This window comes from Massilia rubra, assembly GCF_011682065.1.
Lineage (GTDB): Bacteria > Pseudomonadota > Gammaproteobacteria > Burkholderiales > Burkholderiaceae_D > Telluria_A > Telluria_A rubra.
In genome coordinates, this window is record NZ_VUYU01000040.1 from 1 (window position 1) to 15,588 (window position 15,588).

General features: G+C 64.7%; 11 protein-coding genes. 3 read left to right on the top strand and 8 right to left on the bottom strand.

Translation table 11 applies throughout. The features are described 5' to 3' along the window. Positions 1-104 precede the first annotated feature (104 nt). On the bottom strand, positions 105-1,490 hold the full coding sequence (locus F0185_RS31790; protein WP_167232360.1) for a YfcC family protein: 1,386 nt from the start codon (positions 1,488-1,490) through the stop codon (positions 105-107). Beyond that, a complete protein-coding gene (locus tag F0185_RS31795; protein ID WP_167232362.1) occupies positions 1,487-2,605 on the bottom strand; it encodes a succinylglutamate desuccinylase/aspartoacylase family protein in 1,119 nt (372 codons plus the stop codon). Before F0185_RS31795 ends, F0185_RS31790 begins: the two co-directional genes overlap by 4 nt. Before the next feature lie 107 nt (positions 2,606-2,712). Here F0185_RS31795 and F0185_RS31800 point away from each other — a divergent pair, with 107 nt between their 5' ends. After that, complete coding sequence (locus F0185_RS31800) at positions 2,713-4,035, top strand: cyanophycinase (RefSeq protein WP_229477292.1); 1,323 nt, start codon at positions 2,713-2,715, stop codon at positions 4,033-4,035. A gap of 3 nt (positions 4,036-4,038) precedes the next feature. Here the strand turns inward: F0185_RS31800 and F0185_RS31805 are convergent, their stop codons facing one another. The 3 genes from F0185_RS31805 to F0185_RS31815 form a co-directional block, all read right to left on the bottom strand. Next, positions 4,039-5,184 (bottom strand): acetyltransferase domain-containing protein, encoded by a 1,146-nt coding sequence (locus F0185_RS31805; protein WP_167232364.1) that lies wholly within the window; start codon positions 5,182-5,184, stop codon positions 4,039-4,041. Positions 5,185-5,191: 7 nt separating this feature from the next. Beyond that, positions 5,192-7,297, bottom strand: a complete 2,106-nt coding sequence (locus tag F0185_RS31810; RefSeq protein WP_167232366.1) for a TonB-dependent siderophore receptor — start codon at positions 7,295-7,297, stop codon at positions 5,192-5,194. Between the two features lie 146 nt (positions 7,298-7,443). Then, complete coding sequence (locus F0185_RS31815; protein WP_167232368.1) at positions 7,444-7,872, bottom strand: Fur family transcriptional regulator; 429 nt, start codon at positions 7,870-7,872, stop codon at positions 7,444-7,446. 108 nt (positions 7,873-7,980) lie between these two features. On the opposite strand from F0185_RS31815, the gene F0185_RS31820 reads away from it, so the two are divergent. Next, positions 7,981-9,411, top strand: a complete 1,431-nt coding sequence (locus F0185_RS31820) for an IgA Peptidase M64 (RefSeq protein WP_370664100.1) — start codon at positions 7,981-7,983, stop codon at positions 9,409-9,411. A 240-nt stretch (positions 9,412-9,651) separates the two neighbouring features. Then, on the top strand, positions 9,652-10,128 hold the full coding sequence (locus F0185_RS31825; RefSeq protein WP_167232370.1) for a hypothetical protein: 477 nt from the start codon (positions 9,652-9,654) through the stop codon (positions 10,126-10,128). A gap of 163 nt (positions 10,129-10,291) precedes the next feature. On the opposite strand, the gene parC is transcribed toward F0185_RS31825, so the two are convergent. The 3 genes from parC to F0185_RS31840 form a co-directional block, all read right to left on the bottom strand. After that, the gene (gene parC / locus F0185_RS31830; protein WP_167232372.1) at positions 10,292-12,613 is read right to left on the bottom strand and encodes a DNA topoisomerase IV subunit A; all 2,322 of its coding nucleotides are present in this window, start codon (positions 12,611-12,613) and stop codon (positions 10,292-10,294) included. Positions 12,614-12,692: 79 nt separating this feature from the next. Continuing rightward, a complete protein-coding gene (locus F0185_RS34535) occupies positions 12,693-13,769 on the bottom strand; it encodes a hypothetical protein (protein WP_167232374.1) in 1,077 nt (358 codons plus the stop codon). Then, a complete protein-coding gene (locus F0185_RS31840; protein ID WP_167232376.1) occupies positions 13,766-15,475 on the bottom strand; it encodes a molecular chaperone HscC in 1,710 nt (569 codons plus the stop codon). Before F0185_RS31840 ends, F0185_RS34535 begins: the two co-directional genes overlap by 4 nt. Between the last annotated feature and the right edge of the window lie 113 nt (positions 15,476-15,588).

Below are 15,588 nucleotides of genomic sequence, written 5' to 3' on the forward strand. Positions count from 1 at the left end.
TAAAGCGCCGCCGTTCCCGCGAAGGCGGGAACCCAAGTGTGTCGCGCCGCCCGAGACTGCGGTACGAACTTGGGTTCCCGCCTTCGCGGGAACGACGATGCGCCTTAACTCCAATTCGTCAACGCCGGCGGAATCAGCAACAGCAGCGCCATCACAAAATACGCCAGTTGCAGCGGCACCATCCACTTGGCCCAGGTAATCCACGGAATGCGCGCCAGTGCCAGCACGCCCACCGTCACGCCCGACGTCGGAATCATCGGCAAGGTCAGTTCGCCCAACTGGAACGCCAGCACCGCGGTCTGCCTCGAAATACCCACCAGATCGGCCAGCGGCGCCATGATCGGCATGGTCAGCGCAGCCTGCCCGGTCCCGGAGTGGAGGAAGAAGTTAATCACCGTCTGGATAATGAACATCTTCTGCGCCGCGAATACCGGATTGGCCGACTGCACCAGCGGCACCAGCGCGTGCAGCATGGTGTCGATGATCTTGGCATCCTGCGCCAGGATCATGGTGCCGCGCGCGAGCGCAATCACCAGCGCGGTGCCGACCAGGTCGCGCGCGCCGTGCAGGAAGGCCGCCACGAATTCGTCGCTGTCGAGCCGTCCGATCACGCCGACCACGATCGCCATCACCATGAACAGCGCGGCAATCTCGTTGATGTACCAGCCGAAGTGGATCACGCCGACCACCATGGCCGTCATGAAGCCGATGAACAGCAGCAGCACGATCGCGTGGGTGGGCGTCATGCCGGCCAGGTTGGCCAGGGCGGCGCTGTTTTCCTTGCGCTTTTCGATATCGAGCGCGTAGGAGGGGCTGCGGGTCGGATCCTTTTTGATGCGCGCCGCGTACCACATCAGGAACCCGATGGTGAGGGCGGTGGCCACGAACCAGACGATGAGGCGGTAGCCGATCCCCGAGAACATCTGGATCCCGGCGATTTTCTGCGCCACGCCGACGTTGAACGGGTTTAAGAACGCCGCCGCGAAGCCCACCTGCGCGCTCAGGAACGGAATCGATACGCCGATGATCGAGTCGTAGCCCAGCGCGAGCGCCAGCGGCACGAAAATGAGCACGAACGGAATCGACTCCTCGCTCATGCCGAAGGTGGCGCCCCCCAGCGAGAAGATGGTCACGAACACCGGAATGAGCATCACGCGCACGAAGGCCGAGTGGGTATGCGCGCGCGCCACGCTACGGATCATGGCGTCGATCGCCTCGGTCTTTTGCAGCACCGCAAACGCGCCGCCGACGATCAGCACGAAGCCGATGATCTGGGCCGCCTCGACGAAGCCTTTGATCGGCGCCATCATCAGCGCCACGAAGCCTTGCGGATTACTCTGCACGTACTGGAAGGACGCCGGGTCGATGCGCGGCTTGCCGTCGACCATGATGGTGCCGTACTGGCCACCCGGCACCAGCCAGGTGGCCACGGCGATCATCGCCAGGATCAGGAACAGCAGGACGAAGGTATTGGGGATGCGCAGTTTCATTGGCTGAGCAGCTTTCCGGCGCGGTAGGCCACGGCGCCGGCGACCTTACCGACCGCCATGCCGCGCAGCAGATGGCGGTGCGCGGTGCGCGCGAAAAACACGCCGTCGACAGTGCAGCGCAAGGTGGTGGTGCGCCCGCTGCTTGGCTCGACCAGGTCGGCGATGGCGTCGCCGGCCACCACCTTTTCGCCCAACTGCTTGAGGAACACCAGCACGCCGGCATGCGGCGCGGCGATCGGTTCCACCCCTTCGAGCGGGGTCGGTGCGCACAGGGGGGCGGGCAATGGGGCCAGCGGCATATCGAGCACGCCCGCATGCGCCAAAAACCGCAGCAGGGCGCGCGCGTCGCCCCCGGCCAGATCGTAGTTCACATCGCGCTCGCCGCGCAGTTCCACGGTGGTCGACAGGCAGGCTGGCGGAATCGGAAAAGCCGGGCCGAAGTGCGCCGCCAGGTCCCACCACAGGCGCGAACACGCTTCGTCGAACGGCTCGCCGCCTGCTTCCAGCGCCAGCAGCACGCTGTGCGCCTGCATCAGCGCGGCCAGCGGCGCCACCGCGTCGGCCAGCGGGGTGCCTGCGTAAATATGCAGCACCGCCTCGTTATCGCAATGCAGGTCGAGCACGATGTCGGCGTCGATCGCCATCCCGAGCAGGATTTTCTTGAGCGTGTCGGCGTCGGTTTTCGGCTCCCAGGTGGCGACCGAGTCGCGCGCGTGGGCGCGGATCAGGGCCACGTTGGCATCTTGGTCCGGACCGAGTAAACCTGCCAGCGAGGTTTTCAGGTCCTCCGCCACGTGCTTGTAGGCGCGGTTGAAATTGGTCCCGGTGGACAGGTCGAAACGGCCGAACGGCGCGCCGTGGATGGCTTGCGCCAGCCCGATCGGATTGGCCGCCGGGACCAGGATGATCTCGCCGCGGATCTTGCCGGCCGCGTCCAGCGCCTCCAGCTCTTTGCGCAGGAACTGCGCCACCAGCATGGGCGGCACTTCGTCGGCGTGCAGGGCGGCCTGGATATAGACCTTCTTGCCGGCGCCCGGCGTACCGAAATGAAAACTGGTCAGTTGCGAGGACATGCTGCTGTCCTCAAGGGAGATGCGGTGGGTGTTTGCTTGCATGATCGGGACCGTGAAATGAAGTCAGCCGGAAGTGTGGCATAAAAAACCGCCGCCGCGCCGGGTGCCTTTCTGGAATACGACATATTATTTCTGAGCGGGGTATCATCTTGCCTGCAACTAACATCGGCTGCGCGCTGGCCTGTATTCGCCTGCGCAGCCCGACCTACCGAATAAAGGAAGAACCACCGATGCTGAACCTGGCCCGCCGATACTTACAGTTCCTGTTGCTCGTCCTGCTGGCGGCGGGTCAGGCGCAGGCAGCGACAGCGGCCGCGCCGACCATCCCGCCGGGCGGGCCGAAAGGCTCGCTGGTGATCATCGGCGGCGCGCTGCGCGGCGAGAACGCGGCGGTGTGGAAGCGCATCGTGGAACTGGCGGGCGGCCCGGGTGCGCGCATCGCCGTCTTCGGCTCGGCCTCGGCCAGCCCGGACGTCGCGGGCAAGAACAATATCGAAGTGCTCAACTCCTACGGCGCGGACGCTTTTTTCGTTCCCGTGGCCGTCAAGCTCGAAGGCAGCGACTACCGCATCGCCGCCAACGACCAGGCCATTGCGGACGCGGTGCGCCATGCCGATGGCGCCTATTTCGTCGGCGGCAACCAGGCCCGCATCACCGAAGCGCTGCGTAAAAAAGACGGCAGCAGCACCCGCGTGCTCGATGCGCTGTGGGCCATGTACCGTAACGGCGGCGTCATCGCCGGCACCAGCGCCGGCGCGGCGATCATGAGCGAGACCATGTTCTACGACGCCAGTTCGGTGCTCTCGACCCTCAAGCGCGGCGTGGCCGACGGCATGGAACTGTCGCCGGGCCTGGGTTTTGTGGGCAAGGATGTGTTTGTGGACCAGCACTTGCTGGTGCGCGGGCGCTTCGGGCGCATGCTGCCGGCCATGCTGGCCAAGGGCTACAAGACGGGACTGGGGATCGACGAAAACACCTCGATGATCATTCATGGCAACCGCGATGTGGAAGTGCTCGGCTACAAGGGCGCGCTGCTGATCGACTTGAGCGGCGCCACCTTCACGCCGGGCGACTTCAACGTCAGTAACGCCAGGCTCAGTTACCTCGATAACGGCGACCGCTTCAATCTGCAGAATGGGGTATTTACGCCGTCGCCCGAAAAGCTGGCCAACAAGCTCGATCCGGCCAAGCCGTATTATCGCGGCCCGCTGTTCTTTGCCGATATTCTCGGTAACACGACCGTGGTGGACCTGATGCACCGCCTGATCGACAGCGACCAGGCCGACGCCATCGGCCTGACCCTGGGCAGCCCGCGCGACCTGCAGCCGGAACTCGGCTTTGAATTCCGCTTCAGCCGCACCAAGGAAAGCATCGGCTACGTGTCCGCCATTTCGGATATGAACTCGGTCTTCAACATCCGCCTCGACGTGCTGCCGATCCTGATCCGCCAGCCGCTGTACCAGTACAAGTAAACGCTACAGGTAGCGCACCCAGGCCTGGGTGCTCGCCCGCTTGTAGCGCCCGAACCAGCGGCACGGATAGTACAGCGCCGCGATGACCGCCACCGACCAAAGCCACACTTCCCCGATTCCGCCCGCCTGGTGCGCCTGCCCGCCGGAGAGGGCGGCCGTCAGTCCGCGCAGCGCGAGCAGCAGGTACAGGTGGGACAGATAGTAGAACAGGGGTGCGCCGCCGAAGGTGGCGCAAAAGGCCACCACGCGTTCGTTGGCCACTTCCAGCCACGCCAACGCGATCAACCCAACCCCGAGCGTCATCAGCAAAAAGTTGAACGAGGGCGGGTACTTGGTCAGGTTCAGGAACGACATGACCGTGTGCAGCGGGTCGGCCTGCACGGTCCACGGCAACGCCTCGCCATAGATGTTAAAGCCGCGCAGCAGGGCAAGCAGCGACAGGCAGGCCGCACCCGCCAGCAGCAGGATGCGGCGCCGCGCGCTTGGCTCCACCTTGTTCGAGAACAGCGGGCCGGCCGCGTAGCCGAGCAAGATCACCCCGATCCACGCCAGCAGCGGATAACTGATCTTGACCCGCACCGGGCCTTCGTTCACCAGGAAGCCGCGTTGTTCGAGCACCGTCCAGGCGCCGTGCGCCAGGCTGCCCGGTTCCAGGCCGGGGAAGGACAAGGCGTTGTGGCCGGCGACGATCACGCCGCCGAGCAGCGCGAGCCAGCGCAGCGGCAGTTTGTGCAGCAGGGCCAGCGCGATCATCGACAGGCCGATGACCCAGATCACCTGCAAATACAGCACCGGCGGCGGAAAGTGGCCCGACCACGCAAAACTGACGAACACCAGTTCCAGCACGATCAAGAACAGGCCGCGCTTGAGCAGGAAGCCGCGCGGGCTGCGCGGGCCGGACGCCGGATTGGCGTACAGCCAGGCCGACAGGCCGGTCAGGAACACGAACATCGGCGCGCAGAAGTGCGCCGCCACGCGGCTGAAGAATAGCGACGGCTCGGTCGTGGCCAGGTCGATCGGGTCGCTGACCTGACGGTGCAAGAAGAAGGTTTCGCGCGCGTGGTCGAGCGTCATGATCAGGATGATCAGGCCGCGCATCGCGTCGATGGCGGCGATGCGCCTGGCTGGCGATGCGGCAAGGGTGGTCATGGCGCCCTCAGAAGCTGTAGCTGGCCGTCAGCGTGGCGGCGCGCTCGGCGCCCGGCGCCACCCACACCTGGTTGTACGAGCTCTTATAGTAAGCCTTGTTAAACAGGTTGTCGATATTGAGGGCGATGCGCAGCTTGCGGTACGGCGTCCAGGCCGCCACCAGCTTGACGGTGGTGTAGGCGGGTAGTTCGAAGCTGCTCGAGGCGGCCACGTCGCCCATGCGCTTGCCCACGTAGCTGGCGCCGCCCCCGATACTGGCGCCGGCGTCGCCCAGCGTGAAGTTCGACACCAGCAGCACGTTGGCGCTGTGGCGCGCCACGTTCGGGAAGCGGCTGCCGGTGCGGATGGTCTTGTCGCCCCTGGTGACGGTGGCGTCGGTCCAGGCGTAGGCGGCGGACAGCTGCAGGCCGCGCGCCACCGCGCCCGAGACATCGAACTCCAGGCCGCGGCTGCCCACTTCCCCGGCGGGGATCGCAAAGTCGGCGTTGGCGGGATTGGTGGTCAGGACGTTCTTCTTGTCGATCTTGTACAGGGCGACGGTGCCGCTGAGTTTTCCGTCCAGGGCGTCGGCTTTGGCACCCAGCTCATACGACAGGCTCTTTTCGGCTTCGAACGCGCTGTTGTCGATGCTGATGCCGCTGTTCGGGCGGTAGGCGCGCGCCGCCGTGGCGTACAGCGACAGCGCCTTGGTCGGCTGGTACACCAGGCCCGCGCGCGGACTGCTGGCTTGCAGGCTTTGCGCGCTGCTCGCGCTGTTCGCTTTAAGGCGATTATTGGTAACGCTTTGGTCGGCGCTGTCGTAGCGCACGCCCAGCAGGGCTTTCCACTCGCTTGTGAGGTCGATCTGGTCTTGCGCGTAAAAGCCGTGCGCGCGCTGGCGTTCGAGCGTATCGATCGACAGTGTCAAAGGATCGGCCACGGCGCCGTAGACCGGCTGGAAAATATCGATCGCGTACGGATTAGCGTTCGAAGGATTGCGGCGCAGCTGCACGCGGCGGTCGTCGAAGCGGTAGGCGTCGACGCCGAACAGCACACTGTGGCGCAGGCCACCGGTGGTCAGCTTGCCGAGCAGTTCGACGCGGCCCGACATATCGGTCGCCGAAAAATCGCGGTGGCGGCGCTGGCGGCGCAAGGTGCGCCCGTCGGCCAGCAGGTTGTTGGCCTCCGTCGAAAAGCCGACCAGTTCACTGTCGCGGTACGACAGGCCCGATTGCAGCGACCAGTCGTCGTTCATCGCATGCTGCACGAACAACTGCTGCCCGAGCGACTTGACGGTGACCCGGCCGTCGCCCGGCTCGCCAAGGAAGCGCGATACCGGCAGCGCACCGAGCTTGCCGTTCACCGCCGGCAGGCCGCGGTCGAACGGGGCTTTTTGCTCGGTCGCTTCGATCTCGTACGAGACCGTGGTGTGCTCCCCCGCCAGCCACACGAACGAGGGCGACAGCAGCAGCGTGTCGCGGCGGGCGGTGTCGCGAAAACTGTCGCCTTGCTGCCAGGCGGCGTTGAAGCGGTAGGCCAGGGTGTCGCTCACGGGACCGGTGACGTCCGCCGCCGCGCGGTACGTATTGAAGCTGCCCACCGAGGCGCTGACGCTGCGCTGCGGGACGAAACGGGGCTTTTTGGTGACGATGTTGACCGTGCCTCCCGGCTCGCCACGGCCGTACAGGGCGGCGGAAGGGCCTTTGAGCACTTCGACCGACTGCGTGCTGGCGGTGTCGCGCAAGCCGTTGTAACCGCGGCTGGAACTGAAACCATTGACCAGGAAATCGGAGCCGAAATTGGGGTCGCCCGTGAAGCCGCGCATGGCGTAGCTGTCCCACAGGCCGCCCAGGTCACTCTGGCGCGCAATGCCGCTGGCCAGGTCGAGCGCCCCGGCCAGGGTGCTCACGCCGGCGTCGCGCAGCACTTCGCTGGTGAGCACGCGCACGCTTTGCGGCAGGTCCAGGAGCCGCGCATCGGTCTTGGTCGCGCCGGTGGCCGACAGGCTGCGATAGTGCTCGCGCTGGCCGCCGATGACGACCGTGTCGGTGGGCGCGGGGGCGGCGTCGGCGGCGATGGCCGCCAGCGGCGTGATACTGGCGAGGAGGGCGACGGTGGCGGTTTTGATGTACATGCGTGGATTTCTTCAGGCGTGGGAGGGCCGGGCAAGGCGGGGGGGTAATGCAACTGAGTTGCTATAATAGGTCGGATGCCTCTTTAATGCAATAGGGTTGCGTTAGTACTCCGGCCGATGCCGGCGGCGACACGGTGAAACCGGTGTTACTTGTTCGCGTTACAGATATTGCAGACGCCCTTGATCAGGAAGTCGACCTGCTGGCTGGTAAAGCCGGTGGGCAGGGTAATTTGCGCAGGCAGGGCGATGTCGGTAAAACAGGTCACCATCTCGCAGCGGGTGCACTGGAAATGCGCGTGCTGGTGCCCGTGCTGGCCGGCGCCGGCATTGAAGCGCCAGACCTGGTCGGCGCCGGCGATGCGGTGCACCAATTCGTGTTCGGTCAGCCATTCGAGCACCCGGTACAGGGTGACCGAATCGAGCGCGTCGCCGGCCAGGCCTTCCTGGATGTCGTGGTGGGTCAGGGGCTTGTTTTGCGCCAGCAGGTACGCCAGCACGCGCGAGCGCGGCTTGGTAAGGCGCGCGCCCGTATCGCGGATCAGTGACTCTGCCTGGCTTTCAATCGTTGTGACCATCTTGGCTGGGATTTCAAAGGAAGCGACATGCTACCACGCAGGCGCTGGCCGCAACCACAGCGCCCAGGTTTACAATGCGGGACGATCCACGCTTGCAAGGAAACCGCCATGCCGCTGTCCCCGTTTCGTTTCATGCGCCGCGCCGCCGGCTTGCTGGCGCTGGCCGCCGCCGTCCAGGCGCAGGCCCAGCCGCCGGCCACGGTCCGCGTCGACTACCAGCACAGCGGCAATGCGCTGCTTGAGCAGTACGCGCTCGAACGCGTGCTGATCGAACCGCTGCCGTGGCCCGGCGACCTGTCGCAAAATCTCGACACCAGCAACCGTGGCCAGAACATGGTCGAAGTGGTCGACGCCAAAACCGGCGACCTGCTGTATTCGCGCGGCTTCTCCACCATTTTCGGCGAATGGCGCACCACCGAGGAAGCCAATCGCATCAGCCGCGGCTTCCAGGAGTCGGTGCGCTTTCCGGCGTTCGGCAAACCGGTCAAGGTGCGGGTGCTCAAGCGCGACGAGCGCAATCAGTTTTCGGTCGTGTGGAGCGTCGAGGTGGACCCGGACGCGCCGGACGTGGTGCGCAAACAGGCGCCGGCGCCGGCCAGGCCGATCCCGATCCGCGTCAACGGGCCGTCGCCGGCCAAGGTCGACCTGCTGGTCATGGGCGACGGCTACAGCGCCGGCGAGATGAAAAAATTCGAGGCCGATGCGCGCCGCCTGGCCGATCATCTGTTTACCGTCTCGCCGTTCAAGGAGCGCGCCGGCGACTTCAATGTATGGGGCATCGCGGTGCCGACCATCGAGTCCGGCGTCTCGCGCCCCTCGACCGGCGTGCACCACGCGTCCGCACTGGGCACGCGCTACGACATCTTTGGCAGCGAGCGTTACGTGCTCACGCTGGACAACCGCGCGCTGCGCGACATCGCCCAGCATGCGCCGTACGAGTTCATCGAAATCCTGGTCAATAACGATACCTACGGCGGCGGCGGCATCTTCGGCCAGTTCAGCACCGCGGCGGCCGGCAATGACTGGGCCAATTACCTGTTCGTGCACGAATTCGGCCACCATTTCGCCGGCCTGGCCGACGAGTACTACACCTCGCCCGTGGCTTACCAATCGAGCTCCGGGCGCATGGAGCCGTGGGAGCCGAATGTGACGGCGCTGCGCGACCCGTCCAAACTGAAATGGCAGCGCCACGTCAAGGCTGGCACGCCGCTGCCGACGGCGTGGCCGAAAGCGCAGTACGAAGAGTACGCGCGCGCCTACCAGAAGCGCCGCGCCGCCCTGCGCGCCGCCAACCGGCCCGAGTCCGAGATGAGCGCGCTGTTCCGCGAAGACCTGACCCACACCAATACCCTGTTCGCCAAGGCCACCCACCGGCACGACGTGGGCGCCTTCGAAGGGGCCAATTACGAGGCGACCGGCTATTACCGGTCGGAAATGCAGTGTTTGATGTTCGACCGAAGTGCAAGATTCTGTAACGTCTGTAACGATGGCATCACCACGATCATCGATTTGTACGCAAAGAAGGGGGCTGGAAAATAGGCTGGGGCCTGCAACGGCGGGCGATCCGCGCATTGCGAGGTTCGGTTCGCCCAATTGTAAGTTGCTTTTTGTTAGCTTTATTCTGCGTGCGCTAGCGAACAGACCACCTGTCCAGTAAGACATATTCTGGACACCGTTCCTTGACGAACTATAAAGTTGAGAACGATAGATGGCGAACGGACTTCGGTCCAAAACGTCCACGAATAAGAAACCCCAACCATTCTTCTAAAGGACTACACCATGAACAAATTACTCGTTACCCTGATCGCCGGCCTGTTCGCTACTTCGGTTTACGCACAAGCACCAGCAGCAACCCCAGCGGTTGTGAAAGCTGAAGCCACCGCCAACAAGGACATCGCCAAAGCCGAAGCCAAGGAAGCTAAAGTGATTGCCAAGTCGGATGAAAAAGTAACCAAAGCATCCGCTGACGCTACCGAGAAAAAGACCAAAGCCCACTCGAAAGCCGTCAAAGCGCACGCTGAAGCGACCACCGACGTGGCTAAAGCCGATCCGGAAGACAAAATGAAAGCCGAAGCCAAGGCCGAGAAAAAAGTCGCCAAAGCCAATCTGAAAGCCGAGAAAAAAATGATCAAGGCCGACGAAAAAGCTGAAAAAGTTGCTGTAGAAGCCGGCGCCGACAAGGCAACCGCTGCTGCAAAAACCCACGAAGCGAAAGTTGAAGCCGTTTCGGACGTGAAAAAAGCTGCTGCTAAGTAATTATCCAGTTCACCCTCTTGCAGGGTGATGGATGTGAAAGCGGGGCAAGCGTTGTTTGATTGGGGTCTGACCTCAATTAAGCAACACTTGCCCCGCTTTTGTTCGTGTACGTCCTTCCCGCTTGCGCGGGAAGCGGTCTCCGGCGGTGCCGGAGACGACGCTATCAGCCGATCGGTGTCAGCGACATCACCTTGATCTTGGCTGCCAGCGCCTTGCCCTTGCGCGCCCGCTTGCCGAAGTGGACCGCCAGGCCGGATGCCGACAAGTCGACCGCGCGCGGCTTGGCGCCCGCCCAGGTTCCGTGTACGGTCACGCCTTTTTGCGAAATCGGCTGCACCGCCAGCAGCTTTTCCTTCTCATCGAGCTCGATCAGGATCACGCCACGCCCGCCGTTGGTCAAGGTCTTGAGTTCATCCATCCCGAACACCAGCAGCTTGCCGTTTTCTGTCAGGCAGGCCACCGCGCTCGCATTGGCCGCGATCACGCGCGGCGGCAGCGGTTGTGCGCCTTCGTCGAGCGTGATGAAGGACTTGCCGCCTTTGAGCCGGCTGACCATGTCGCCCGCCTTGGCCGCAAAACCATAACCGGCGTTCGACGCCATCAGCAGCATGGTCTGGGCGCTGCCCGCAAAAAAGTGCGGGATGCGCGCGCCGTTCGGCACATCGACCAGGGTGGTAATCGGCACGCCATCGCCGCGCGCTCCCGGCAAGGCCGCCACCGGCACCGAATACACCTTGCCGTTGTCGCCGAAGCCGAGCAGGATGTCGGTGGTGCGGCATTCAAAGGCCGCGTACAGCGAGTCGCCCGCCTTGAAGGTGAACTGCGCCACGTCGTGTCCCACGCCGGTACGCGCGCGCACCCAGCCTTTGTCGGACACGATCACCGTCACCGGCTCGTCCACCACTTTTTGCTCGGCCACCGCGCGCTGCGCTTCTTCGATCAAGGTGCGGCGCGCGTCGCCGAACTGCTTGGCGTCGCTTTCGATCTCGCGGATGATCAGGCGCTTCATGGTCGACGGGTTCTCGAGGATGTCGCGCAGGCTGCCTTCTTCCTTGCGCAGTTCCGCCAGCGCCTGCTGGATCTTGATCGTCTCCAGGCGCGCCAGCTGGCGCAGGCGCAGTTCCAGGATGTCTTCGGCCTGGATGTCGGAGAGATTGAATTCGGCGATTAGCGCTTCCTTCGGCTCGTCCGAATTGCGGATGATGTGGATCACCTTGTCGATATTGAGCAGGACCGCTTCGCGTCCTTCCAGGATATGAATGCGGTCGTTGACCTTGCCCAGCCTGAATTCGGTCCGGCGGCGCACCGTCACGAAGCGGAAATCGATCCACTCCTGCAGGATTTCGGTCAGCCCCTTCTGGCGCGGCCGGCCATCGCCGCCGATCATCACCAGGTTGATCGAGCTGGACGACTCGAGCGAGGTATGCGCCAGCAGCATCAGCATGAATTCGGTCTGGTCCTGGTTTTTCGACTTCGGCTCGAACACCAGGCGCACGGCGGCGGCGCGGCCCGATTCGTCGCGGATCGCGTCGAGCGAACCGAGAAAGGTCTGTTTCATGGCCAGTTGCTCGGGCGAGAGCGCTTTTTTACCGAGCTTGATTTTCGGGTTGGTCAGCTCTTCGATCTCTTCGAGCACCTTTTGCGACGACACGCCCGGCGGCAGTTCCGACACCACCGCCTGCCACTGGCCGCGCGCCAGTTCTTCGATCTTCCAGCGCGCGCGCACCTTCATCGACCCGCGTCCGCTGGCGTACATGTCGGCGATCTGCCCCGGCGGCGTGATGATCTGGCCGCCGCCCGGGAAATCCGGCCCCGGAATAATCGCCATCAGTTCGGCGTGGGTGATCTTCGGATTGCGGATCATGGCCACCGTGGCGCGCGCCACTTCGGTCAGGTTGTGCGAGGCGATTTCGGTCGCCAGGCCGACCGCGATGCCCGAGGCGCCGTTCAACAGCACCATCGGCAGGCGCGCCGGCAGCGTTTTCGGTTCGGCGTGTTCACCGTCGTAGTTGGGCTGGAAGTCGACCGTGCCTTCGTCGATTTCTTCGAGCAGCAGCTTGCCGATGGGCGTCAGGCGCGCCTCGGTGTAGCGCATCGCCGCCGCGCCGTCGCCATCGCGCGAGCCGAAGTTACCCTGGCCGTCGATCAGCGGGTAGCGCAGCGAAAAGTCCTGCGCCATGCGCACCAGCGCGTCGTAGATCGACTGGTCGCCGTGCGGGTGCAGTTTTCCCATGACGTCGCCGACTACGGCGGCCGACTTGCTTGGCTTGGCGCTCGCGCCCAGTTTCAGCTCGTTCATGCGGTACAAAATGCGGCGCTGCACGGGCTTTTGGCCGTCGCACACGTCGGGCAGGGCGCGGCCCTTGACGACCGAGACGGCGTAATCGAGATAGGCGCGCTCGGCGAAGGTCGACAGGGTCAGCGTTTCGGTGTCTTCCGGCGGTGGCGGCGGTGGCGGGTCAAACAGATTGGTTTGTGAGGACATGTACGTAGGTGCTTATGCGTAGGTGCTAAGTAAAAAAGGAGTGTGTTGGTTCGGGTGCCTGCGTGGCGGGGGGCGACTCTTACGCCGACCAGCCCCTGCCGCGGACCACGGCGACCCAGTGTTCGACGATATCGGCATCGAGTTTGAGGTCGAGCATGTCGCCATGGTAGCAGTGGACATGTTCGAGCAGTTCGCGCATGCGCTCCGTGAAGGCGGCGTCCGGATACCTGCCGATGACGCCGCGCGGGTCGCCATCGAGCAGTGCGCGCACCACCTCGTCTTCCAGCGCGAGCTGGCAAAAGTGGGCGTACGAGCGCTGGGCGCGCAGGCGCGCCAGCATCATGCCGGTTTCGTCGGGCATCTGGCGGCCCACGAAGCCGGCGTCGTCGACCCAGTTGAAATGGCCCGCCATCGCCTCGCGGAAGTCGTCTTCGCAGCCTTCGCCGGCGCAGTACTGCACGGCGCACTCTTCGAAGTGGTCGCGCACGTCGATGTTGAGCAGTTCCTCGCCGGCGAACAGCTGCGCCAGATGCTCGCGCGGGTTGCTGTGCGCGCGCGTCAGGAACGCGGCCCAGACGCGGCGCGCCTGGATGATCGTGGTGTCGGGACCGGCGCCGGGCAGGGGCGCCGGCAGGATCTCGGGCAGGCGATATTGCTCGGGCTTCGGACGCGGGCGCGGCGGCGGCGCGGGCGGCTCGAACGCCGGCGCGGGTGGTTCGAACGCCGGCGCCGGGGCCGACGCTTCGGGCGGCGGCGCGGACGGATCGACTTCGTAGCAAGCGCTGTAGACCGGCGCATCCGGATCGAATTCGTAGGCGGCCACGTACACCGGCGCCTCGTCTGGCGGCGGCGCCGGTGCGGGCGGCGCGTCCGGATCGAACTCGTAGGCCGCCACGTAGACCGGCTGCTCGCGATCGTCCTGGCCTTGCCCGGTCTCGCGCGCCTCGACGCGCGGGGCCGGCTGCTCGTCGTCCGGCCAGTCCAGGTCATTGGCCTGGCGCGCCAGTTGCAGCGCGGCCTGGTAAGCGTCGTTGAGAACCTGGAAGGCGACCGGATCGTCCTCGGGACGGGTGACCTTCAGCCTGGCCGCGTAGGCGCGCTTGATCGCGCGCTCATCGCGGCTGGCCGTCATTCCGAGCACGCTCCAGACGTTCATAAAAAGGAACTCCCGCCCAGCTCACGCATGACTTTTGTCAGCGTTTCGTGGGCGCGCCGCATGGCCGTGGGCTGCTGCGTATTGAGCACGCCCGTAAAGGCGGCGATATGCTCGGCCAGGTAGGCGCGTTCCTGGCCCAGCAACTGCTCGTAGAGGCGGTCGGCCTGGGCCAGCAGGGTGCGGTTTTCGATCTTGTCGCGCGGGTGGATTTTCAGTTCGTTCAGTTCGGCCAGGCGCTTGGCTACTTCGGCCTGGGTCATCACGCCGGCGTTCTCGGTGATGACCAGGGTGTGCTTCTCCAGGCTTGGCTGGAGCGTGATTTCCGCTTCCAGCACGCCGCTGATGTCATACGTGAAGCGCACGTCGGCACTGACTTCGCCCGAGCGTTTCGACTCGATCGGGAAGGCCAGCTTGCCGAGAAAAACATTGTCCGACACGCGGCGCGACTCGCCCTGGTAGACATGCACCACCAGTTCTTTCTGGTAGTCGTTGATGGTGGTGATCGACTCCACGCGCGAGACCGGCACGGTCGAATTGCGCTCGATGATGGGCAGGTAATGGCCGCCCTCGTACTGGTTCGGACCGATTTCGCGTGCGATCGAGATACCCAGCGAATAGGGCGCCACGTCGGTCATCACCACTTCGGCAAGGGCCGCGTCGCGCGCCATCAGGCCGGCCTGCACGGCCGCGCCCAGCGCGATGGCCTGGTCGGGATCGAGATTGATCGACGGGAAGCGCCCGAACATGCGCGAGACCATCTTGCGCACCAGCGGCATGCGGGTGGCGCCGCCGGCCAGCACCACCGAATCGAGTTCGGACGCCTTGATGGTGGCGTCGCGCAGCGCGCGTTCGACCGGGCCGCGCAGGCGCTGCACCAGGTGGTCGCACAGCAGCACGAACAAGTCTTCGGTCAGCTCCAGGCTGTATTCCTTGCCGGCGCTGGTGTAGGCCATGCGCGCGGTCAGGCTGTCGGACAGGGCGCGCTTGGCGCGTTCGGCTTCTTCGCGCAGGCGCTGGCGCTGGGTGCCGTTCAGTTCCGCGCCGTTCAAGTCCTTGGACAGGCCGCTGCGCGACAGGAAGGCCTCGACCAGCACGCTCGCAAAATCTTCGCCGCCCAGGAAGTTGTCGCCGGCGGTGGCGCGCACTTCCATCACCCCCTCGAACAGTTCGAGGATGGAGACGTCGAAGGTGCCGCCGCCCAGGTCGAAGACGAGGAATTTGGTTTCGCGCTTGCTGTCCTGGATGCCGTAGGCCAGCGCCGCGGCGGTCGGCTCGTTGAGCAGGCGCTCGACGCGCAGCCCGGCCAGCTGGCCGGCCACCCGGGTCGCCTTGCGCTGGGCGTCGCTGAAGTAGGCGGGCACGGTGATGATGGCTTGCGTGACCGTTTCGCCGAGCCAGGCTTCGGCGTCTTCTTTCAGTGCGCGCAGCACCATCGACGACAATTCCTCGGGGCGGAACTTGCGCGCCCCGAGCTGGGTTTCGCGCTCGCTGCCCATGTAGCGCTTGAACAGGGCCGCTGTCATGTGGGGGTGGGTCTGCAGGCGCGCGCGCGCCGCTTCGCCGGTCAGCACGGTGCCATCGTCATCCATGCCGACGCAGGATGGCGTCAGGAAGCTGCCCAGTGCATTGGGAATGAGGTGCGCCTTGCCGTCGCGCCAGACTGACGCGAGACTATTGGTGGTGCCGAGGTCGATTCCGATAATCATGGTTCAGTGTCCGTTTGCGCCGCCGCAGCGTCGCGACAGCCGGTTTTACAACTAAATCAGAAATTGCAAAGTGCAAAAACGGGGGCAAACCGGGGTCTGACCCCGGTTTTTCA